Source organism: Cupriavidus oxalaticus, assembly GCF_004768545.1.
GTDB lineage: Bacteria > Pseudomonadota > Gammaproteobacteria > Burkholderiales > Burkholderiaceae > Cupriavidus > Cupriavidus oxalaticus_A.
In genome coordinates, this window is the sequence record NZ_CP038635.1 from 1 (window position 1) to 23,295 (window position 23,295).

General features: G+C 58.3%; 13 protein-coding genes and 1 pseudogene. 9 read left to right on the plus strand and 5 right to left on the minus strand.

The features are described from left to right. The 3 genes from dnaA to gyrB all read left to right on the plus strand — a co-directional run bounded on the left by dnaA (position 1) and on the right by gyrB (position 6,065). Entirely contained in the window at positions 1-1,800 is a 1,800-nt protein-coding gene (gene dnaA, locus E0W60_RS10805) for a chromosomal replication initiator protein DnaA (RefSeq protein ID WP_135704039.1), read from the plus strand. A gap of 381 nt (positions 1,801-2,181) precedes the next feature. Continuing rightward, positions 2,182-3,297, plus strand: coding sequence for a DNA polymerase III subunit beta (gene dnaN, locus E0W60_RS10810; RefSeq protein WP_116320112.1), 1,116 nt, complete (start codon positions 2,182-2,184; stop codon positions 3,295-3,297). A gap of 242 nt (positions 3,298-3,539) precedes the next feature. Beyond that, entirely contained in the window at positions 3,540-6,065 is a 2,526-nt protein-coding gene (gene gyrB, locus E0W60_RS10815; protein ID WP_135704040.1) for a DNA topoisomerase (ATP-hydrolyzing) subunit B, read from the plus strand. Positions 6,066-6,475: 410 nt separating this feature from the next. Here the strand turns inward: gyrB and E0W60_RS10820 are convergent, their stop codons facing one another. Together E0W60_RS10820 and E0W60_RS10825 are read right to left on the minus strand one after the other, a co-directional pair. After that, the gene (locus E0W60_RS10820) at positions 6,476-7,300 is read right to left on the minus strand and encodes a hypothetical protein (RefSeq protein ID WP_135704041.1); all 825 of its coding nucleotides are present in this window, start codon (positions 7,298-7,300) and stop codon (positions 6,476-6,478) included. Between the two features lie 826 nt (positions 7,301-8,126). Then, positions 8,127-9,083 carry a protein NO VEIN domain-containing protein gene (locus E0W60_RS10825; RefSeq protein WP_240745914.1) on the minus strand — a complete coding sequence of 319 codons (957 nt, stop codon included), beginning with the start codon at positions 9,081-9,083 and terminating at the stop codon, positions 8,127-8,129. A 223-nt stretch (positions 9,084-9,306) separates the two neighbouring features. On the opposite strand from E0W60_RS10825, the gene E0W60_RS10830 reads away from it, so the two are divergent. Continuing rightward, complete coding sequence (locus E0W60_RS10830) at positions 9,307-9,666, plus strand: hypothetical protein (RefSeq protein ID WP_240745915.1); 360 nt, start codon at positions 9,307-9,309, stop codon at positions 9,664-9,666. Beyond that, a complete protein-coding gene (locus E0W60_RS10835) occupies positions 9,656-12,355 on the plus strand; it encodes a TnsA endonuclease N-terminal domain-containing protein (RefSeq protein WP_135704043.1) in 2,700 nt (899 codons plus the stop codon). The genes E0W60_RS10830 and E0W60_RS10835 overlap by 11 nt, the downstream gene beginning before the upstream one ends. 137 nt (positions 12,356-12,492) lie before the next feature. On the opposite strand, the gene E0W60_RS10840 is transcribed toward E0W60_RS10835, so the two are convergent. The 3 genes and pseudogenes from E0W60_RS10840 to E0W60_RS37495 all read right to left on the minus strand — a co-directional run. Then, a complete protein-coding gene (locus tag E0W60_RS10840; protein WP_135704044.1) occupies positions 12,493-14,319 on the minus strand; it encodes an ATP-dependent nuclease in 1,827 nt (608 codons plus the stop codon). Positions 14,320-14,466: 147 nt separating this feature from the next. Next, positions 14,467-15,225 carry an ATP-binding protein gene (locus tag E0W60_RS10845; protein ID WP_167884576.1) on the minus strand — a complete coding sequence of 253 codons (759 nt, stop codon included), beginning with the start codon at positions 15,223-15,225 and terminating at the stop codon, positions 14,467-14,469. Next, positions 15,206-15,370, minus strand: a pseudogene (locus E0W60_RS37495) (MFS transporter); the annotation flags it as partial. The gene E0W60_RS10845 and the pseudogene E0W60_RS37495, both read right to left, overlap by 20 nt. 1,455 nt (positions 15,371-16,825) lie before the next feature. Between E0W60_RS37495 and E0W60_RS10855 the strand changes: the two are divergent. From E0W60_RS10855 to E0W60_RS10870, 4 genes are read left to right on the plus strand one after another with little or no spacing between them, the layout of a single operon-like run. Beyond that, entirely contained in the window at positions 16,826-17,533 is a 708-nt protein-coding gene (locus E0W60_RS10855) for a hypothetical protein (RefSeq protein WP_135704046.1), read from the plus strand. Beyond that, entirely contained in the window at positions 17,530-19,515 is a 1,986-nt protein-coding gene (locus tag E0W60_RS10860; RefSeq protein WP_135704047.1) for a Mu transposase C-terminal domain-containing protein, read from the plus strand. Before E0W60_RS10855 ends, E0W60_RS10860 begins: the two co-directional genes overlap by 4 nt. After that, entirely contained in the window at positions 19,508-20,515 is a 1,008-nt protein-coding gene (locus E0W60_RS10865) for a TniB family NTP-binding protein (protein WP_135704048.1), read from the plus strand. The genes E0W60_RS10860 and E0W60_RS10865 overlap by 8 nt, the downstream gene beginning before the upstream one ends. Next, the gene (locus E0W60_RS10870; RefSeq protein ID WP_135704049.1) at positions 20,502-22,364 is read left to right on the plus strand and encodes a TniQ family protein; all 1,863 of its coding nucleotides are present in this window, start codon (positions 20,502-20,504) and stop codon (positions 22,362-22,364) included. Before E0W60_RS10865 ends, E0W60_RS10870 begins: the two co-directional genes overlap by 14 nt. The last annotated feature ends 931 nt before the right edge of the window (positions 22,365-23,295 follow it).

The window sequence follows — 23,295 nt, forward strand, 5'->3', positions numbered from 1 at the left end:
ATGCAAGATTTCTGGCAGGCGGCAGCAGCGCAACTCGAGCGCGAGCTGACGCCGCAACAGTTCAAAACGTGGATCAAGCCGCTGGCGCCCGTTGCGTTCGATGAAGAAACGCATGCGCTGCGGATTGCTGCGCCCAACCGTTTCAAGCTGGACTGGGTCAAGAGCCAGTTCTCCGGGCGCATCACCGCACTGGCCTGCGAATACTGGGAAGCGCAGGTCACCGTCCAGTTCGTGCTCGATCCCGCGGCCTCCGGCCGTGCCGCCGCCTATATGCAGGCGCCGCAACCGGCCATCGGGCCGGGCGCGCACCCGCAGCAGGGCGGCGCCATGGGCATGCCGGGCATGGACGGCCACGCAGCCCCGGGTACGGGGATGGGCGGCTACCCGGGCGGCCAGCAGATGGGCGGGCAAGCGCCCTACCCCATGGCCGGCCAGCCCGGCCAGCAGGGCTATGGCGAGTATCCGGCCGCGACCGCCTACGGCATGGGCCAGCCGCCGTACGGCAACCCGTCCGCCGCGCCGGTCCCGGCCGGCGCGCGTGCGCCGATGCCCGGCATGGGCCAGGGCGGCCAGCACCCCGGGCAGAACAATAGCCATCTGGGCCAGATGGGTGGCCATGGCAGCCAGCACGCCAACGACATGGGCGATATCGACGTGGTCCACATGGACCCCGCAGAAGTCAGCGCCCGCTCCTACCGCGCGCCGCAGCCGCAGTCGCAGCCGCCGATGGGCGGCCCCAACGGCATGCCCGGCCACCAGCCCAGCGACACGGTCCACGAGCGCTCGCGCCTGAACCCGATCCTGACCTTCGACAACTTCGTCACGGGTAAAGCCAACCAGCTGGCGCGCGCCGCCGCCATCCAGGTCGCCAACAACCCCGGCAAGTCCTACAACCCGCTGTACCTGTACGGCGGCGTGGGCCTGGGCAAGACCCACCTGATCCACGCCATCGGCAACTACATGCTGCTGGAGAACCCGCGCGCGCGCATCCGCTACATCCACGCCGAGCAGTACGTGTCCGACGTGGTGAAGGCGTACCAGCGCAAGGCGTTCGACGAGTTCAAGCGCTACTACCACTCGCTCGACCTGCTGCTGATCGACGATATCCAGTTCTTCTCCGGCAAGAACCGCACGCAGGAAGAGTTCTTCTACGCCTTCGAGGCCCTGATCGCCAACCGGGCGCAGGTGATCATCACCAGCGATACCTACCCCAAGGAAATCACCGGCATCGACGACCGCCTGATCTCGCGCTTCGACTCCGGCCTGACCGTGGCGATCGAGCCGCCCGAGCTGGAAATGCGCGTGGCGATCCTGATGAAGAAGGCCGCTGCCGAGAACGTGAACGTTCCGGAAGAAGTCGCCTTCTTTGTCGCCAAGCACCTGCGCTCAAACGTGCGCGAGCTGGAAGGCGCGCTGCGCAAGATCCTGGCGTTCAGCAACTTCCACGGCAAGGACATCACCATCGAGGTGACGCGTGAAGCGCTGAAGGACCTGCTGACCGTGCAGAACCGCCAGATCTCGGTGGAGAACATCCAGAAGACCTGCGCGGATTTCTACAACATCAAGGTCGCTGACATGTACTCGAAAAAGCGGCCTGCCAATATTGCCCGTCCGCGCCAGATCGCGATGTACCTGGCCAAGGAGCTCACGCAGAAGAGCCTGCCCGAGATCGGCGAGCTGTTCGGCGGCCGCGACCACACCACCGTGCTGCACGCCGTGCGCAAGATCGCCGACGAACGCAGCAAGGATGCGCAGCTCAACCATGAGTTGCACGTGCTGGAGCAAACGCTCAAGGGCTGATGCATGGTCGTTCCCGGCCGTAGACCGGGAAAGGCGCATTTTGAAGGGCCGGCCCTCCGAGGCTGGCATACTGTAGGGTGCGCGCCACGGACAACCCGTGGCGCCTGGGGAATTAACGTCAGCGTCGCCGGAGCAACAGTCCGGAAAGTGGCCACCGATAAGGCTTTGCGGTGAGTCGGGACGGGATGGCAAGTGCGCCAAAGCGCACCAAGGCACCAGCGTGGCTTTTTGTGCACAGCTGGCCCGCCAGCCGGTCCCGCCCCGCTTCACCGCAGCGGCTTATCCTTGGTACAATGGCACATTAACTCCTTGATTCCTAAGTGAATTCGGAGTTGTTTGCGTTCTGCGGTCGCCGACTACAAACGACGAAGGATAAATTCAATGCAATTGGTCAAAACCTCGCGAGACAACCTGCTGCGTCCGCTGCAAATCGTGAGCGGCATCGTGGAGCGCCGCCACACCCTCCCGATCCTGGCCAACCTGCTGATTCGCAAGTCCGGGTCGAACGTGTCCTTCCTGTCGACCGACATCGAAATCCAGATCACCACGCATGCAGAATGCGGCGTCGGCAACGACAGCGTCGCCACCACCGTGGCCGCGCGCAAGCTGCTCGACATCCTGCGTGCCATGCCCGACGGCGACGTTGCGCTGTCGCTCAACGACAAGCGCATGACCGTGCAATCCGGCAAGAGCCGCTTTGCACTGCAGACGCTCGCCGCCGAAGAATTCCCGACCGTTGCCGAAGCCAGCGAATTCAACGCCAGCGTCACGCTGCCGCAGAAGACCTTCAAGCACCTGCTGGCGATGGTCCACTTCGCCATGGCGCAGCAGGACATCCGCTACTACCTGAACGGCATGCTGCTGGTGGTGGAAGGCAAGAAGGTCATGGCAGTCGCCACCGACGGCCACCGCCTGGCCTACTGCGGCGTCGAGCTTGAGAATGAAGCCGCCGGTGTGGGCGCGCGCCAGGAAGTCATCATCCCGCGCAAGACCATCCTGGAACTGCAGCGCCTGCTGGAAGACAACGACGATCCGGTCACGGTGCAGCTGGCCGCCAACCAGGTCAAGTTCACGTTCGCCAATATCGAACTGATCTCCAAGCTGGTCGAAGGCAAGTTCCCCGACTTCCAGCGCGTGATCCCCAAGGGCTACAAGAACGCCTTCGCGATCGACCGCGTGCGGCTGCAGCAGGCGCTGCAACGCACCGCGATCCTGACCACCGACAAATTCAAGGGCGTGCGCTGCATCCTCGACACGCACGTCCTCAAGATCAGCTCCACCAACGCCGACCAGGAAGAGGCGCAGGAAGAGCTGGAACTCGATTACTCGGGCGACGCGCTCGATATCGGCTTCAACGTGACCTATCTGCTCGACGTACTCGCCAACCTGAAGAGCGAGCAGGTGCAGGTCAGCCTCGGCGACTCCAATTCGAGTGCGCTGATCACCGTGCCGGAAGACGACAATTTCAAGTACGTCGTCATGCCGATGCGCATCTGATGATCCGGTAACAGGACACGCAGAAGACGAGCTACCGGAGCAGCAAACGGCACGCATTGACACCCGGCCCGGCCGGGAAGTCCTGGGGATGAGCATCCCGCAGCGGGGGCAGGATCGACATGACGATCCGCCCCTTTTGCCGTTTTTAGTAACCCGCCATGCGGACCCTTCGCGCCCCGCTGCCAGCATCCAGAGCATGCCGGCCCGGCCCGAAATCCGTATTCGCCGCAAGTAGGAAAGACATGACCGAACAGCAGAAACCGCAACAGGAAAACACCTACGGAGCCTCCTCGATCCAGATCCTGGAAGGCCTGGAGGCGGTACGCAAGCGCCCGGGCATGTATATCGGCGACACCTCCGACGGCACCGGCCTGCACCACCTCGTCTTCGAGGTGCTGGACAACTCCATCGACGAAGCGCTGGCCGGCTACTGCACCGAGATCCAGGTCACCATCCACAGCGACAACTCGATCTCCATCGTCGACAACGGCCGCGGCATTCCGCCCCTGGTCAAGTTCGACGACAAGCACGAACCCAAGCGCAGCGCGGCGGAAATTGCCATGACCGAGCTGCACGCCGGCGGCAAGTTCAACCAGAACAGCTACAAGGTATCGGGCGGCCTGCACGGCGTGGGCGTGTCCTGCGTGAACGCACTTTCCAAGTGGCTGCGCCTGACCGTGCGCCGCGACGGCCAGGTCCACCTCATCGAATTCGCCAAGGGCGATGTGCAGAACCGCATCATCGAGACCGTGCCCGGCCCCGACGGCCAGCCCGTTGAAGTCTCGCCGATGAAGGTCATCGGCGCCACCGACAAGCGCGGCACCGAAGTCCACTTCCTGGCCGACGAAGAAATCTTCACCAACGTCGAGTTCCACTACGAGATCCTCTCCAAGCGCATCCGCGAGCTCTCGTTCCTGAACAACGGCGTCCATATCAAGCTGGTCGACCAGCGCACCGGCAAGGAAGAAGACTTTGCCTTCTCCGGCGGCGTGAAGGGTTTTGTCGAGTACATCAACCGCGCCAAGACCGTCCTGCACCCCAACATCTTCTACGCCAACACCGAAAAAGACGGCATCGGCGTGGAAGTGGCCATGCAGTGGAACGACGGCTACAACGAGCAGGTGCTCTGCTTCACCAACAACATCCCGCAGCGGGATGGCGGCACCCACCTGACCGGCCTGCGCGCCGCGATGACGCGCGTCATCAACAAGTACATCGAAGAAAACGAAGTCGCCAAGAAAGCCAAGGTGGAAACCACCGGCGACGACATGCGCGAAGGCCTGGCCTGCGTGCTGTCCGTGAAGGTGCCCGAGCCCAAGTTCAGCTCGCAGACCAAGGACAAGCTGGTCTCGTCAGAAGTGCGCCTGCCCGTGGAAGAACTCGTCAGCAAGGCCCTGACCGACTTCCTGCTGGAAACGCCCATCGACGCCAAGACCATCTGCGGCAAGATCGTAGACGCCGCCCGCGCCCGCGAAGCCGCCCGCAAGGCCCGCGAAATGACCCGCCGCAAGGGCGTGATGGACGGCATGGGCCTGCCCGGCAAGCTGGCCGACTGCCAGGAAAAAGACCCCGCCCAGTCCGAACTCTTCCTGGTGGAGGGCGACTCCGCAGGCGGCTCAGCCAAGCAGGGCCGCGACCGTAAGTTCCAGGCCATCCTGCCGCTCAAGGGCAAGATCCTGAACGTAGAGCGCGCCCGCTTCGACAAGATGCTGTCCAGCCAGGAAGTGCTGACGCTGATTACCGCGCTGGGCACCGGCATCGGCAAGGACGACTACAACCTGGAAAAGCTGCGCTACCACCGCATCATCATCATGACTGACGCGGACGTGGACGGCTCGCACATCCGCACGCTGCTGCTGACGTTCTTCTATCGGCAGATGCCTGACATTATCGAGCGCGGGTATGTGTATATCGCGCAGCCGCCGCTGTACAAGATCAAGCATGGCAAGGAAGAGCGGTATATCAAGGATGATGTCGAGCTCAATGCTTATCTGTTGAAGCTGGCGATGGAGAAGGCGTCGCTTGTTCGGCCGGATGGCAGTGAGATCAGTGGTGATGCGCTGACTGAACTGGCTCGTCAGTATCAGCTGACGGAAGGGGTGATTGGTCGCTTGTCGCGCGTTGTTGATACCGACGCTCTGCGTGCTATTGCGGACGGCGTGACGCTGGATCTGGATAGTGCTGCGGCGGCGGAGGCTTCAGCGGTGGCGCTGAAGGCTAAGCTGGCGGAGATGCATGCCAAGACGTTGATTGGCGCGGCCGTGAATGATGACGGCACCGCGGACGTGTACGCTCAGTTCGACGAAAAGACCGACAAGCATCGCTTGATGATTGCGCGCCGTCACCATGGCAACGTGCGGTTGTCGCATCTGGATGCGGATTTTGTTCATGGCGCGGATTACGCTGCCCTGTCTAACGCGGCCAAGACGTTCCAGGGCCTGACCCCGGAAGGCACCAAGGTGCAGCGTGGCGAAGGCGAGAAGCTGCGCGATCAGACCGTGAATGATTTCCACGGGGCTATGCAGTGGTTGCTTGCCGAGGCTGAGCGTGGCGTTTCGCGTCAGCGCTATAAGGGGCTGGGGGAGATGAACCCTGAGCAGTTGTTTGAGACGACGCTGGACGTTACGCAGCGGCGACTGCTGAAGGTGCAGATTGAGGATGCTATTGCGGCGGATCAGATCTTTACCACCCTTATGGGGGATGAGGTGGAGCCGCGTAGGAACTTTATTGAGTCCAATGCGTTGGTGGCGCGGAATATTGATGTTTAATTTAGGTGTAGCAGGTGGTGATTCGTGACAAATGGTGCCGGGATTATTGGCAAAGGCTGTTTTGAATCACGCGACAGTTAGCCCTCGGGTCGGGAAGTAAGTCTCTATGTAGATCGGCGAGCGCCGCTTTGTTCCCACCAGGATGGCAAGACGGCCGACCAAGAATTCTTGGTCGGCCGTCTTGCCATCCTGGTGTGCTCGGTCAGGCTGTTACCGAGTAGTTGGGCAACGAGTCCTCGTGCCGATCAGCCCTTTGTAGCGGCTAGGCGACATTCAGCATAGACGTTAATCGCTCTCGAATAGCGTCCCTCGGGTTCCCGTGGCTCAACGAGAGCGCAGCGGGAAGGGCCGCTCCATTCATGCAAATCCTGGCCGCCGACAACTAAGTAGCGATGCGCCCGAAAAATTGGTCATCGCCTTGTGTCGCCATGTAGCTCAGTAGTCCGGACATCGAATGCTCGTGGCTTGGGTCCCGATAGGCAGACTATCGATATATCTGCTGGCCCCCATTCCTGCTGGAGTTTTACCGTAGCTTGGGCTAGTTCTTCGCATCCTCCAGGCAGAACCAGGATAGCCCGGTCGTATCGTTGCAGCAGTTGCGCCAGACGAGCCATATAGCTTCCAACAATGTAGCTGTCACGCCTCGGCCCTGCTGCCTTTATCTCCACGGCAATTGTGCAATCACCTTGCTTGAACAAGAGATCAGGAAAGAGCGGCTTCCGTGGGAGTGGTAGTTCGACTCGACCCTCCTTGGCTAGTCCTAGCAACTCCGGCTTTCGCCGGATCTGTGCAACCGCCATATGTTCGAAGTCTGCTATGCGCTTAGCAGTTCCAAACTTGCGCGCGGTATCTCCAGTTGAAGGCATTACTCTTTCGCGCTGAGCTCGTACCTTGTCGTGGGTCAGGGTGCCAGCAAGGACATCTGCAACTACCTTGTCGGCGAGCTTGGCGGAGTGCTCATGCAACTTCATGAGCTCCATAACAGCAGTCGAACCCGCCAAGACTTTCCTTCGCTGCAACATCGCCGGATACACGCGCAAGAGAAAACGGTATAGCGACTCAAACCTTCGTGCTGTCCGGGAAGCGAGCCCAACATCCTTGAGCCCCACTTCCGTCTCTGCATAGTCTCCGCTGCCAGCAATGCCTTCATCTATAAGTTGCGCGACCTTCTTGCCCTGGCTCAGCCATCGTGGCCAACGTGGATTCTCATCATCCATGGCGACGGGGCGTACCATGAATAGCTCCTGACCTGAATTGAGGAAAAAAGCGCCAACCATAGTGTATGGCAAGAGCCTTGATTCCCTAAGCGATATCAGGACTAAGTGGAAGGGTACGAACCTTAGTGGGCCGCGAAAGACTCGAATAACAAACCTGATACGAGTCCCGATGTCGCTCTGCCATCTCGCCTTTTCGATAGTTGTGCTGCGAACATTGTGTGCAAGCGTTTTCGGTGCGGCTAAAAATACTGCTGTGAGCGAAAAATTTAGGCGCAACGAATAAACGGAGTCTGTTGTCGGCCCCGGGGGGGGCGAACGGCAGAGATCGGACGCGCACGCGACGGCCAGATGGGAGGCTGATAAGGCCGAGATCGGGTAAAAATAGGCGTTCGGCTACTTCCAGCGCAGTTGTTTTAGTTCGGTCCGACGCCACTGAGCTGATTCGGGGCACACGCTGACCTTTCGCCATTCAGTCACACTTCATCTTCATTCACCATCATCGAATGCGACTTTGAGTGCTTGTCCGAGATGGGCATCCTCGATGGGAGGCTCCCCAGCTCAGAAATAGCTGCGTGTAATCCTGGTCGGACGGAAAGTTGGCCACATCAAAAGCCATACCCTGGCTCAGGGGATTCGAAAGACCCAACGACGGAAAATGACACGCCCTGCTCTTCGTCCTGGTGCAGAGCAGATTGCAGAAGGCCGCACCGCCACGCGACCACAAGTACGTCGTTTGCTAGGGCGGCGGGAAGTCCTCTGGCGGCATGTGCCGCCTAAACCAGAGCGCACCGGTATCGCAAGGCATTGCTGATTTTGCGCACAGACCTCGCCCGGCGGCCAGCGTTCATACCGGCTCCATCCTAGCGACCTCTCTCCAGCCTCGATCGAAGGTGAAAGTCTTAGCCCGCCCCACAGGATCTTGAATCCGTAGCACCCGAGCGATCGCAGGATCCATTGCATGTTCCACGATGTAGAGCCAATATGCTGGGCCCTGTTCTCTACCCCACTCAAACTGAGCGCGTGAGAGGCCAACAGGACGGCTCTCCAACCCATGAGCCATCGATTTGACTTCGACCCATCGAATCGGCTTGCTGTGGTTGTCCGCTTCATAGAGATCGAAGCCGGGATTGCCTTCCGGGGTGCGGCGCAGTGTCGGTTCAAGTTCAATGATCAAATCGATGGCCTGCTTCTCGATCTGCATTCTAGTTGCCTGGTCGAGGCCGTCCGGATCTGAGTCATCCTCCTCGGGATGGGTACCGACGTATGAGATGAAGGGGCGCGAGGCGCTTTGGCCAGTTGATTGCTTTCCTTGGCTGCCGCTGGTGCCTCCGTCCCCGTCCCTGTCCCCGGCATGGTTGCGGGTCCCGGCGGAACTGCCGTGCGAGTTCCCGCGTGCGTGGCCACCGCGCCCGGCTGCTCCCCCAGTGCCAGGCCTGCCTTGACCACTCCCCGTACCTCCCGTCATCGCGCCGTCGCCTCCATCCGGATCGGGCGTACCAGGCGGAATGTTCGGCATGTCGTCCCCATAGAGATCTTTTGCATCGTCGTATACATCGCCATTAGGCTGGGCATCGGCCTCCAGCTCCTCATCGGTCTCAGGCTCGGGTTCAGCGAGCGAGTCCTCGATGCCGAGGCGGCTGATTAGCTCAGCCACGCTGGTGATGCCGTGCTTTCTCAGCAAATCGAGGGCAGCGGGATCGATGCCAGCCTCTCTAGCTAACTGGTCTATGATAGGTGGCTTAAATGCAATCTTGGTCTGCAGGAAGGGGTTGGGCTTCCAGCCGAGGGTGTCGAATATCACGAGGCTTGGCGGCTGGAGATTGCCGTTTCCATCGGGTATCCATGCCGCTGTGTTGAGGCGGCGCAGGAAGGCCGCTGGAAACGGGGGAGTTCTACGCTCCCCGTAGTGCGACCATGTGTAGGATCCATCAAAGATGCCACGGCCGCGCCTTTCCTCGAGATCGCCCAGACTCTCCCAAATCAATCGAGCGCGCTCAGCGCGATGCTCTGGCGTGAGGGTTGATGTGGAAGTCGTGGACATTCTGCGCGACAAGGCCAATCTGGAGTTCAAACGCGACTCGCAGGCCAAGCTCGCCATCGAGAATGGCGAATTGATCATCGAGAAGTTCTACCCGATGAACCTGCTACAGAAACTCTCGCTACAGAAGGAGTCGGTCGAGAACTGGAAGGAGCTGGTCGAATCCGTGCTTATCGACTGGAACTACGACGGGGCGGTGCTGCAACCCGCGGTAGTGGACATTCCGGGCAAGAACGATCTGGTCCAGGGCGCTTACAAGGTTCCAGAGGATGCAGGCACCATCCGAGTGAAGATCACTGACCTGCTGTCTGAATCGTGGGAAGGGAGCATCAGCAATGGCAACTAAGCGCACGGCGATCAACGCTAGCACGTCCGGTGCATCGCTGGATTTCGCCTTTTTCCGCTTTCTGTGGCAGTTCTACCAGTCCAACCGGGGCGCGATCCGGCAGAACTACAAGGAGCTGACCCGCAAATTCCTAGACTTCAACAACCCGGAGAAGAACCCCAAGGCCTTCCTGCGCCAGCCGCAGTTCGAGGCGCTGGAAACCTACGTCTTCCTGAAGGAATTCCTCGGCAATGCCAAGGTCGAGGAAATCTTTAAGGCGTGGTATGAGCGCAGTGGCAAGTTTGAGGGCCGCAAGTTCGGCTCCTTCTATGGCACCGCAGGGCAGGAGATGTTCCAATTCGGAGAAAGTGATGAGCTGGAACTGAACTCCTACAAGGTGCTGTTCGAGAAAATGCGCAAGAACTCACGCGCCTACCCGAACTACATCTTTGCTCTGACGATGGGCACCGGCAAAACCATCCTGATGGCAACCTGCATCTTCTACGAGTTCTTGTTAGGCAACAAGTTCGAGAAGGACGCGCGCTATTGCCACAATGCGCTGGTGTTCGCACCGGACAAGACGGTGCTGTACTCGCTGAAAGAAATCGAGTCGTTTGATCTCACCCGCGTAGTGCCGCCGGAGTATGTCAACTTCCTGACTATGCACGTGCGCTTCCATTATCTAGAGGAGGCGGGCACATCGCTGGACACTTTGGATCGTTCGCGCTTCAACATCATCGTATCCAACACGCAAAAGATCATCCTCAAGCGCCAGCACAAGGAGAAGACCGCCACAGACAAGTTGTTCGAAGCAACGGGGGAGACGCTTGCTGTCGCTGGCGTCTATGCCGACGCTGCCGATCTCTACAACTTCGATCAGCCAGAAGAAGAAGGCGAGCTGACCACCAATCAGCGGTTCGAAAAGCTGCGTCGCCTTGAGCAGTTGGGCATCTACGTGGACGAGGCCCACCATGCCTTCGGCAAGGCGTTGGCGAAGGATATGGGCGTGGGTGCAAAAGAGACGGACACCAGCCTGCGTACTACCATCGACGCCCTCGCAGCCAGCCTGAGCGCGGCGGGCACGCGCGTGGTTGCTTGCTACAACTACACCGGCACGCCCTACGTAGGGCGGGAAGTGCTGCCGGAAGTCGTGTACGCCTACGGCCTAAAGGATGCTATCGACAAGTGCTTCCTCAAGAAGGTGATGCTGCACGGCTACAGCAACACCCGCACCGACGAGTTCGTGGACATCGCCGTCGAGAGCTTCCTGAAGCAAACTGGTGATCTGCGCCCGGAAGGCATGTTACCCAAGCTGGCCTTTTTCGCTTCTTCTATCGACGAGCTGACCAGCGAGCTGAAGCCAGCGGTCGAGCGTGCGCTCATCAAGCACGGGATTCCGACCTCTCGGATCCTGGTCAACGTAGGCGACGACAAGCACACCACCAACGACGACATCCGCGAATTCAACCGCCTCGATACCGAGGACTCAGAAAAGCAGTTCGTCTTGCTGGTGAACAAAGGGCGCGAGGGCTGGAACTGTCGATCACTCTTCGGCGTCGGCCTGTTCCGTGAGCCGAAGTCCAAGATCTTCGTCCTGCAAGCCACCATGCGGTGCCTACGAGCAATTGGCCAAGCACAACACACTGGCCACGTCTTTCTCTCAAACGAGAATCTGAACACCCTGAATGACGAGTTGCAACAGAACTTCCGCATCAGCGCCGATGAGTTGCAGAAGGTTGCCGGCGACAAGGATCGTGTCGAGGTACGGGTCGTTGAGCCAGTCAAGATCAAGTTAGTGCGGTTGCGCAAACAGTACAAGATGCAGGAGAAGAAGCTCACTCCTGGTCAGCCGCTCGGACTAGACCGGGCGGACAGGGAAGGCTGGAACTCTCTGATAGAGAAGTACCGCTTGATCGAAACGCAGCAGGAAGGTTTGACCGCGGCTGATGCCGCCCGAGCGTCGAGCAGCCGCACTTTCGACCTGACTGCACGTCGCGAAAAGCGTGTGTTCTCGCGGATGACGCTGGTGGCTGAGGTCGCCCGCTATCTCAATCTCGGCCCACTGGGCGTCGAGGATCTGCTGGACGCGACGAAGGAGGGCACGGATGAGCTGGTGGCGATAGCCAACGAGTTCAACGAACTGCTCTATGACGAAATCATTCCGCGCCTGTTCAATCAACTCTTTGACTTGGACGAATCTCAACAGACCGAAGAGCACGAGGTTGATCTGATCAAGATGCCACCAAACGGCTACTACGAGGTGACGGCCCGCAAGGACAAGATCGTCAGGATGGGGGACAGCCCAATTAAGGACGAAGAACGCGCCAAGAGCTTCCATCTCGACACGTACTGCTTCGACTCGGGCTCCGAGAGCCAACTGTTCTGGGATTTGCTTCGAGAGCAGCGCGTGAAGAAGGTCTATTTCACAGGGATGCTTACCCATGGTCAGTCGGACTTCTTCATCCAATACATCGATCCGGATTCCCATACGGTACGCAGCTACTACCCGGACTTCCTCTTCCAGCGCGAAGAACTAGATGGCAGCGTGAAATACGTGATCGTCGAGGTGAAGGCCGATAATCAGATTGAGGACGCTGTGGTGCAGGCTAAAAAGGATTTTGCACAGCAAATCGCTGTGGCCAGCGGTATGGAATACCAGATCATCAAATCGACGGATGCGGATAACCGCCATTATCGGGTGTTGCTGTAGCGTACCCGGCTTCGGCGAGACCGGAAGGCTTGCCGAAGCCGCTGTCGGGCCTAGCCAAGGCGACCTGACTCAAGCCAAATGGCCGCCCAGGACACGACGGATGCGGATAACTGATCTCGACCCAGCCGCAGATAGCGCTAGCTCTTGAGGTATTCCCTAATCTGAGTCGCAAGCACTTTAAGCGTCGCCGGGATCGCCCCGCCTTCTGACACCTCCTTGGCAAAGTGTCTGGCGAAATTTCCTTTCTTGGTCGGATCGATTTTGTATTCGACTAGGCGACGCGCATGGTTGTCGTCGATCTTTTCCGCTATGACTTGAGCCAATGTCTTGGTCTTGGTTATCAACTTGATATTGCGCGTGAGCAATTCCTCGCCACGTTCCACGAGCCATCCTTTGGATTCGGCGTGATCCCATGCAGACTCGCCACATAGCTCATCGATGGCTAAGGGAACAAAGATCCCGCTCTGCTTTAATTGGCGGATCGCATCGTCGCCATTTCTGCGTCCGACGCTAATACATTTGATGATGTTTGGGCGGTTGATGGCGGCGCCATATTGCTTTATCTTGGTTGCCGCCTCCACGCCGGCGTCGTCGTCGTCTAGCAATGCCGCTGTTTTGTGCTTGAGGTCCGTCATCGCTGCTCGCGCGACACAACAGCCAACTACCCAATTCACACCGCCACCTAATCCGTCCTTCGCTATTATTTCAAATGCATCCTTTTGTCCTTGTGACGTGGCTTGAAGAACGGCATCGATGATAACTTTGTCGCTGGCCCCTTCGACGTACAACGCCGGCCTGTCGCGGACCAGTGCTTGTGCTTTAAGATCCTTAATTCGTGCGAGCAAATCCCGGCGCTCGGCTACGGCTTTCTCTAGGTAGGGCTGAACAAAAGGCATCAGACCCAGATGAGTGTCCATCTTTTCTGGGTCGATGTTTTCGGAGAATGACGTCTTACCTTCCATTCTCGAAGCCACACAGACCATGCCAGCTTGCTTGGCCTTCCCGTAGAAGGCTGGAGAATGGGTGGTGACCAAGATCTGGACACTCTTGGAATATCCACTGAATTCTTCAGCGGTTTCCATTTGTTTCGTTAGTTCCAGGTTATTTTCTGGTTCCTCGAAGCCCCATATTGTCTCCGATGGCGGCTTACCCTTGGCTGAATTGGTCTTCCGTTGATCGGCTAAGAATTTTAAGATTAACGGAATATGACGTCCTTGAATACCATCCCCGCGATACTGCAACGCAGTGCTCGAGTGGTCGTCTGCTGAATCAAAATCCAGCATTTCAAAAAAATCGCCAAGATCAACCGGTAACGAGAATTCTGTTTTTAGCTGCAACAGTCTGTGCGACTCTGATTCGATTTTCTTTACTTCTTTGCGGAGATCCGCCAAAAATGTGCCGGACGCTTTGGTTAGTTTTGGTGCGACAGTGGCCGCCAAGGTGTTATAAAGTCTGCGCTTCAGCGTTGCGAAGAAAGATTTTCCGCGGATCGCGGGCACATATTCGAATGCGATATGCTTCACCCAGTATTCTGTCCGCGACCCCTTTGAGAACTCCTGGCCGGAGCTACGCACAATTGTCTCTTGAAACGGGGATGGCGAATCAGTGCGATAGACCTTCCGCCATATGACAATGTCGTTATCCGCGTAATTTGAAGGAGGTGAAAAATGTACCTCGATCTCAATCTGCTTTGCTTTTCCGCCAATGATTTTGGCTTGTTGGCTGAAATCCTTCTCGAACATGAGCTGGCTGCCAACGTCCGTTTGGCCGTTGAAGAACAGATTCAGTGCTCGTAGAAAATTGCTCTTTCCTGAATCGTTCAGGCCGACTACTGCCGTGTAGTCTTTGAGATTGATTTCGGCATCCGCCAAAGATCTGAAGTTTTTTACTTTTACCTTTTTTATGTACATGATCCCGACCCAAAATCTGCCTGAACTGACGCGGGTCTGCTCTTTCGTTGGCACGGATGAGCGGTAGACCGCGGGAAGTCGCCATTTTACTTCTAGATTATCATATTGAAAGACGCGTGATCCTCAGCGAGTCGGCCATTGGCCGTCTTGCACATCCATGGAGGCCGGCCTCTTCCTTCGGTGGGAAGGCCCGAAGGGCCGTCAGCCATAAGGTCGCAATGCAGGCGCTCTCTCCATCCATTCCTGGTTGTAGCCTTGACGAAGCTCCGTGAGCAGGGCGAGCGGGCGGATGATGTGGGGATGCGTCAATGTCGCGAGCTTGGGCCCGTACACACCAATCTGTGCGTCGTATAGGTCGTAACGCTTGCTTTCCCGGATTGCCGATACAAGCCAGCTCTCATTGATCCAATCGGTGATTTCGGTCTTGGTCTGTTTCAGGAGAAATTTGTTCCGCTCCGAATCAGAGTTCGCGTTCGTCTCCTCGTTGACCATGCCGACGGCGACCTGGATGAGGTCTGCGAAACTTACGTGCTCCTTGACCACCGAGCCAACCAGACGGTCGAGGTTCGGCATGGCGCGCAGGGCGAAGGAGTATTCGCGGGCGATCTGGCGCAGCTTGTGTGCCTGCTTCGTATTCGCCTGCAGATTCAGGATGATCCAAGACGGCGGCCACCAATATCGGCGTAGCCTTCTCGATGAAGCTCGACGCTTCCGAACTTTGCCCCTAGTGGTGTGGGCCGTCCTTGTATGCGGGAGGACGTTGCTGCACTGCGGCTTGGAAGACGGGATGGGCCCAATGTGGACATCGACAAAACCTCCCCCGTGGGAGCGTCTGGGCAAGCGCAAAATCGCGCCAGGATGGCAGATCGAAACCGGCCAGACAGCGTAGTAGTATCGGCTAGGCGCAAGATGCCCGCAGTCGAGCCCAGCGCCGCTTTCATATCCATAGCGCTCTTGCACCGAGACAAACGAGCAGCATGCCAAAAAGCGTTGGCGCCATTACCTGGGCCACGTGGGTCGGCACCATCAATACGCCGTGACGATAGCCGTATCCACCCGGTCTGAAAATGACCAACGGCAGGATGCCTTTGGCAATCGTGAGAATGCTGACCCTATTTCGCGGCCATAGGAAGCAGTTCAACCATAACTCGCCGCAATGTGATTCCCTTCAAGAGGCAACCTAGTGGATGGATGGCTTGTCCGCGGCGAGTGCCTGCACCACTGCCTCGTAGTGGTCGGTCACCTCACGCCACGAGCGTACGCCATTGAAGCTAGCCCAAGCCGCCCACGCATACCATGCGTCGGAGGTGACGAGACCTCTATTGGCAACCCGATAAACGCGGCCGCTGCTGGTGACGAATTGCGTCAACACCGGGTCGTACCGTTCAAGTGCGCTGCTGACACGTCCGAGCCCGGTAGCAACGTTATCCCCTACTAAGTGGTATTCGCCACGATCGGTCTCCACTATGGTCCAGCCCGTCAAGGAAATGCATGGATCGTCTATGACCGAGGGAACTGCCCAAAGCATCTCTCACTCCTGGCGCGCTTACCCGTGGCCTCACATGCGCCACGCCTATTTGCGGCAATCATTCCAACGCCCGCGTGGTGCAAATGCCCTTTTTCCCGAGGGCACGCAGAATTTCTGGGCCCTGCTATGGGGGGCAGCAAGGGACGGTCATGTCTTTGCCGGCATGCGAATGGCGAGGCCCGAAGCCGTCTCCAAGCGAAACCTCGGCTCGCCACTTCCTCAGGATAGGCTACCAGCGTAAGGGTGCCTGTCGCGATCGGCCAAAACTGCCGCATAACGGCACCGGCGGCACAGTCGAGCCGGACGGATGTGCCGCTGCGGGCGTCTACTGGAGCTGAACTGCGTTGAGCGTCGGCAGATGCTCAGGGGCGGTGCGCCCGCACCTGGGCTGCCACGCGCTGCCGCATGGGTTCGGCGGCCTACGATGACCGGTCGGCGCACAAGCGCCCGCAACGTGTCCAGGGCATGCCAGCGCGTGCCCAGCAACGCAGTCCGGCTATGTACTTAGGTCGGGCGCAAATGCCCTGCGCTTGACGCTGACCACGCTCGCCCGCCGTTGCGCACTTATCGTTCGGTTCGTCGCGCCGAGTCATCATGCGACGTGTGACAGCGATTTCACTTTGGCCAGTTTTTTTACTGTCAATTTGGAGAGGATCTGGCTCGCCAAAAGCCCGGAACGGACAAGAGTTTTGGAGAACGGACAAGAGTTTTGGCGCAGAACAACATGGAAAGCGGGAAGCAAAAATTTAGTGGTGGAAAGTTCTTGTGGAGCGCCGTTCTGCTGCTAAAGTCGCGCCCGCTGCGATGCACCGCGGTTGCGGACCCACGGCGATGAAGTGCTCTCAGAGGATAGAGGCCGTGGTTTGACAAAGAGCGGCGGTCGGCCCTGTTCGCACACTACAGTCCAAGCGGATCAAGGTTTTGGCTTGCTCAAGAATTGGCCTATATTCTGAATCAATGACATATAACGCAAACAGTTCGATGTCACGCAGTACGGGACCTTCAGGGGTCGTTATGCAAGGATCCCGGCCGTTGGGCAGAGTCGGCGGTCGGGGATCGCTCCTCTACTCCAGCGTAAAGGCTGGCGGGATCATTGCGATCGAGTCGCCCGCAGAAGCGACCATTGCGCAACTCGCGGACCTTGATCCGCGGGTAATCAAACTTCGCGCTCAACCGTTCACGATTGACATCCCGACGAATCGGCTACTACGAACTCGAGACGAGCTTAAATCGGCGCGATCGGAGCGCAAGAAACCAGAGGTAAGTGCGCGCGAATATACCCCAGACTTTGAGATCGAACTGGGATCCGGCGCTCCGTGGGTACTTGAGAGCAAGACGTCTCAGCATGCTCCAGGCGATTCGTACTGGGAAAAGGTGGGACACGCGGCAGCACTCCTTCGCGGACGTGGCTATCGGTTCGCAGTGATCAAAGTGCCTGCAGCGATGGATCATCCTTTGGTAACCAATGCAGCGCTGTTGACCAGCTTTCGCAGGCTATCGAGCGGCGTGTCGGCGCATTGGCTCGCGCAACTGGAGCACCATGCACACGGACTCGGCGCGCTCGTCGACGCGCTCCAACTGTGTGATTTGTCGTTGCGGGAGGCTCCGCTGCTCTTCTTGACGGGGCTACTTTCCGCTGATCTCAGGAATGTCCCAATCCGGGCAGACATGCAAGTCAGCTACGCAGGTGGAGACCTGTCGGCTCTCGAGTTGCTTCCTCTGCAGGAGGCGTCGGCATGAATCGTTACCTGCAGAAAGGGGATCTAATTGCCACTCCGAACGGCGAGCGACTAGTCAAAGATATTTGGGCGGCAGAGGGCGTGGTCGAGCTGATTGAGCCGATGGAGCTCATATCGGAGACCGTTCGGCTTTCAGAGCTTCGCGCACACCTGGCCGCGGGAAACTACCGGATCCGGAACCGCGAGGCACCGATTGCAGCAGTTGCGCTGCACGATGCGTCGAATGCCGCTCGCAAAAAGGAGGTCGTGAACCGCTTGATTCTCGCCGAACTCAAAGGGCGCATACGGCGAGGGACTACAGCGCACCAAGCGATATGTGGACTGCTCGAAACGGGGCTACGCGACTCAGACGACCGCCCAATACTGCTGGGCTCGGAGCGCACCATGTATCGCATCCTTGCTCGAGGCGATGCGCACGCCCAGGCACAACTGCCGCAGTTCCACCTACGCGGCAATCACGGTGGTGGGCATTCGGACCAGGTGGTCAAACTCGTCCTGCAACTGGTCGAAGAGCAATACGCCAAGGTGAAATCACGCTTTCGTGTTCCTGCACTCACAAAGCTCGCGAACCAGCAAGCGCACGCCGCTGGCCTTCTGCGAGATGGCGAACAGCTTGGAAGGAAATTTGTCCGAAAAGTACTCGTAGAGCATTGGCATCCCGACCTTGACTACCGGAGGCTCGATCCGCGGCTCGCGCGGTCCGCGAAGGCGGTTGCAAAGCAGCGAATCCGCGCAGGCGGAGCATTACATCGCACGGAGGCCGACACGTTGCACCTGCCATTCGTTACTCGCGGTCTGGGAGGAACGATATTAGTGGAGTCGTGGCTAATGCTGACTATTGATTGCTTCACGTCGATGCCCTTGTCCTGGCGGCTCATGAAGAAGCGCCCGACCGTCGACGACACGCTTGCTTGCCTTGAGAGGGCAATGTCTCCGAAACGCGAACTCTTCGTCGCGCTCAACATCAACTGCCCGGTTGATCCGTACGGAACACCAATTAAGGTAATCGTCGACAACGGCCCCGAAAACAAGGGGGAGCGAGTGGAAAGGCTAACGCTGGTCGGTATCAATGTTGAGCGCGCGCCGGCCCATTCTGGCCATCGAAAACCTTTCATTGAGCGTCTAAATGGCGCATTGAAATCCGATCTGGAAGTGCTGCCCGGGTGCACGCGATTCAACGGGAAAGACGGGGAGCGAACGGAGCAGGCAATAGAAGAGGACCTCATGACCTTTGAAGAACTCGAACGCTGGATTGTGCGTTGGCTATATGAGCAGTGGGCAAATCGTACGCTGGAACGGTTCATCACCGCTGATTACCACCTGGAGCGCGGTGACGGAATAACTCCGATGCAGCGCTGGATGCAGTGCGAGCACGCTTCATCGATACCGAATCCACCGGATCCTGATCTCTGGAATATCGTCAAGCTCGTGGAGGACACTCGATCGATCAGTCCGAAAACCGGCATTTCTCTCGAGGGCTTTCGCTTCCGCGGCGAGAATCTCCCGAAGCTTATCCGCCAGTATGGTCCAAACGCCAACGTTCCAGTGTTTTATTCACCTGTGGACTATCGCTGCGTCTACGTCCCTGACAAGGACAGCGGTCGCCTCCTGATGCTAATCAATGACGAGGTAACGGAAGGCTCACCGGCCTTCGATTTTGATGAGGCGAAACGTCGGCGTAAGCTCGTGCGGGCCAGCGGTGGACAGCCCGCAGATGCCTTGGTGCAATTCGATAAGGACCTGATGGATGCTGGAACGAAGAAGTCCAAGCGCAATAGCAAGGAGACCAATCGCGAGCAACACGATGCCGCACTCCTCGAGGCGGCCATGGCGCGCCGGCGCGAAAACCCCCTGCCTGTGACGAATTCTGATGGGCCGTCCCAATCATCGTCGGAGGTGTTCATCTCTGAAGATGCGATTCCTGACTTTAACGTGTCGCAACGCCCACGCACTAACGTTCTCACGGTGACCACGTATGAATAGTAGTCACTGCATTCGGGCTGCAATCGCGGAGCTCATCATTGGCCATCCGGCATATGTGGGTGCCATCGACAGGCTTGATGAAAGTGTGGAAGACGCGCTGGCAGGATTCCCGTATCAGATACTGTTCCTGACAGGGCTGTCGCAAACCGGGAAGACTGCCATTCTGAGAACCATATCGCATAGGTATCCGTCGACTCGTCAGTCGGGACGACTACTAGCCCAGGTTCTCTATGTCCGAGTGTCCCCAGGGGTTTCGCCCAAGGGGTTGCCGCTTTGTGTCTTGAAAGCCCTTGGCCAGCCTATAAGGTCCGTTGCACGAGAGGGCGATCTGTCCGATCGGATGAAGGAAGCTCTAATTCGTGCGGGTGTTCGTGTCATTCTCTTCGACGAGGCGAATCATCTCATCGATAAAGGTCATCGGATCTCGGCTCGACTGGTCGGAGATTGGTTCAAGAATTTAGGAGACGAACTGAATATCACTTGCGTGCTGGCAGGGATCCCGAAGCTCGCCAAGCTGTTGGACGCCAACGAACAACTGCGAAACCGGGCACAAAGACCGATCGAACTATGGCCATATCGCTGGGACAAGTCGCCCGATAGACTTAACTTTGCTGGATGCGCGAGGAAGTTTCTGGAATGCTTCACTGCAGAAGGGTACCGTGTCGAACTGGGTTGGGACGCGCTGACGCGCCACTTGTATCTACTCAGTGCGGGCCTGATAGGGCTATTGGCAAAGTTCTTCGCCGAATTGGCGAAATGGCTCGACGGACCGGCTATATCACTGCAGCAGCTTCGCAGTGCCGCTGAACGCCTCAACCTGCCGGGCAGGCGGGAGGTGAGCCCGTTTGGGGATGCTCTGCCTGAAGACGCGTTGCTCATGCGTGTCTTGGTGAGCGAACTCGCAATAGGTGAGCTTGTGCTGCCATCCGATACGGCGGATGCCGAGCTTGCCAATCGGACTGCGCGCGCATTAAAGGCAGAGTTTCATGTCACTCATTGATCTTACGCCCCCTTTTTTGGATGAAGCCCCTGTGGGCTACCTGAGGCGACTCGCGTTGCGGAACGGCTATCCGGGGTGGAAAAGCCTCGTGCAGACCATTGGGCTCAACCCGTCAGTGAATGCGCTGTGGGCCAACAAGCCAGCGCTGAGCGAAACGTTGGGGCTTGAGGTCGAGTGGCTGAACAACGTTATGCCGGCGAATGGCGATCACACTGGGCTGTGCGATTCCTTCTTCTTACGCAGTCGCTCAGATCCAATCTGCCCTGAATGCCTATCCAAGAGCATCCATCTGCGGCGCGCCTGGGGCCATTGTTTTGTTACTGCTTGCTCCGAGCATGGAAACTTCCTGATTGATGTGTGCCCGGAATGCGGCGAAAGGCTGGTCACAGGACGGTTTGGTATAGAACACTGCGATTGCGGCTTCGACCTTCGCCACGCTCAAGCAACTCCGGCTCCCGATATGCATCGCTTCGTAAGTGCGAGGCTGCAGGGAGACACGAGGTTGGTGCCCGGCGTAGTGGAATTCGGCGAAATGAAGGACTACATCCACCTGGCGAAGTTGCTTTTCCTGCTCGCAACTCATCTCGATTCGACAGCGCGCCGACCAGGAAAAACCATGCGGCCGAAGACGGTTGCCGAGAGCTTAAAGTTTCTTGATGGCGCGCTCTCGCTGCTGCAGTCCTGGCCAGAAGGGTTCGCAATCCACGTCAACGATCGACTCGTCCAAGGACCGTCGAACGAATATAGTCTTGCTAAGCGGCTCGGCAGTTGGTACCTAGGGCTGAAGGCGATATGTGTAAAGCAAGGTGCTTTCGCGCCGCTTTGGCAGGTGTTTTCTGACGTGGTCTTTGACGCCTTCGATGGGGCGCTGCGCGGCGAGGTCGGGTTGACGCCTTCGGCTGGTATGGCTCGTCGATGGCTGTCAGTGCAGGAAGGTGCTCGCGCCTTGGGGCTCAGTAGAGCGGTACTGTCAGAGGCAGTGGAGAATGGCGAGGTTCGAGCGGAGATCATCCGTCAGGGTACCCACTACCGCATGGCAATGATCGAGCGGGCCGAAGTTGAACGCGTCCGCACTGCTCGTGCCCTATGGATCAGCACGTCATCAGCGGCGGAGAGGGTAGGTGTCGCCGATTCCGTTTTGCAGAACCTTGTGCGAGCCGGACTGCTAGATAGCGATCCGCACTGGCGCTCGACCATTCTCAAGAGCGGCCCAATTTCGACTGTTGCATTAGAAGGCTTCATCCCGCAACTAGACGGCCTTTTGTCGCCTGATAAGACGGTCACTGACACCCTGGCCTTCAACGATCTGACGGCGCGGCATACGGTCGATCGCGAAGCGCTCGTCTCGTTGTATCGGGCAATTTTCGCAGGGAAACTGCGCCCAATAGGGCGCAGTCAAAGGCACGGCCTCGGGGGATTTCTCTTCCCAGCACGTGAAGTGCATCGCTTCCTCGGAACGGCAGCATTGTCGGCGGCGCTGACAGTTCCGCAGCTAGAGCGTGCCACTGGCTGGAAGTATGAAGTCATTGATCACTGGATCAAAGCGGGACTGCTGGAAGCGGAGTCAGTGAAGATGCATGGGAGAAGCGTACGCGTTGTCACGGCCAGCGCACTGTGCAAGTTTCGTCGTGAATGGGTGCCTGTTTCCGATCTGGCCGCTGCGGCGCAAAGCAAGTCATCCGCATTGCAAAGAAAGCTGGCCACGCTCGGCATTCCAGTGGTCGGGCAACGGAGTACGCCGACTGGTGTGCGCCGAGGTGGACTTGTGCCAATGGCTCGACTGGTGGGCTTGATTGACTGGTGTCGAGCTGCCAAAGCTGTCGAGCAGTTATCCGGCGATTCGTTGTGAAGCGTCCCCTATGAGCATGGACCCAACTGAATTCCTGAAGCTACCTTTCGTCCACAACGCCTCGCCGGCGCTAGGCCAAATTGATCGGCAGCCCAGCAGGGATTGATCGAGTGAACCAGACTTTCTCTGGAGCCAAGGAGCTAAGACATGTTGCGCGTGACGGTGGAACTATGGCCAGGGGGCCGCACGATTGGACGGCGCACGCTGGCTACGGCGGACGTCTGGCGGGTGCGCTCTGGCGCGCAGGCCGACTACGAATTTGAATTGGGAGACGATTTGCTCCCCGACCAGGTGTGGAGAGGAGGCATGCAGGACTATCCCCGCTGGTCCGCCACGGTGTGGGATTTGGTCGCACGCAGCATTGCGATAGCTTTGACGGGCAAGGAGGAGTTGCCGCCGCGGCCGACCACTCCGCTAGTCCCCGTTCATGGCCGCGATAGCGGGTGGCCATACGTCCTCCTTGAAGACATTCCGGAACCGACCCGGACGTTCTTCATCGCGAATCTGCGGGGCTCGAGCGTGCCTAGCTTAGATTCGGCGTACGCTTGGGATTGGGAAGATTTTCTAACTGGACAACGATGAGCGATAGCACCGTCGCGCATGCACCACGGCGTCCGGTCTTATCTGTACAACGGTATCACGGAGGAACTGCAAGGCCACGTGACTCGATACGGTCCCCTTTGAATTGCCAGCCATCGGTTTCCGCCCGACTCGGACTCCCCCTGTGTGAAGCAAGCGACTACGTGACGACTTGTAGCTTGGTGACGCTGTGCGACTACCAGTGTTCGCAGCGAGAAATTGGCAGCGAGAAGAAACTATCAGTGGCGGATAATTCGTGATTGCCGATCAGCGGCAGTTTCCCATGACACCCAAGCTCTCCATTGGCATGACTGCGCCGAAGGCGGCGAGCGAGCGTTCCCAGACAAGTCAA

Excerpts from the sequence above, each read along its gene's own strand:
- dnaA (WP_135704039.1), top strand. The coding sequence starts at position 1 with ATGCAAGATTTCTGGCAGGCGGCAGCAGCGCAACTCGAGCGCGAGCTG.
- dnaN (WP_116320112.1), top strand. The coding sequence starts at position 2,182 with ATGCAATTGGTCAAAACCTCGCGAGACAACCTGCTGCGTCCGCTGCAA.
- gyrB (WP_135704040.1), top strand. The coding sequence starts at position 3,540 with ATGACCGAACAGCAGAAACCGCAACAGGAAAACACCTACGGAGCCTCC.
- E0W60_RS10820 (WP_135704041.1), bottom strand. The coding sequence starts at position 7,300 with ATGGTACGCCCCGTCGCCATGGATGATGAGAATCCACGTTGGCCACGA.
- E0W60_RS10835 (WP_135704043.1), top strand. The coding sequence starts at position 9,656 with ATGGCAACTAAGCGCACGGCGATCAACGCTAGCACGTCCGGTGCATCG.
- E0W60_RS10860 (WP_135704047.1), top strand. The coding sequence starts at position 17,530 with ATGAATCGTTACCTGCAGAAAGGGGATCTAATTGCCACTCCGAACGGC.
- E0W60_RS10865 (WP_135704048.1), top strand. The coding sequence starts at position 19,508 with ATGAATAGTAGTCACTGCATTCGGGCTGCAATCGCGGAGCTCATCATT.
- E0W60_RS10870 (WP_135704049.1), top strand. The coding sequence starts at position 20,502 with ATGTCACTCATTGATCTTACGCCCCCTTTTTTGGATGAAGCCCCTGTG.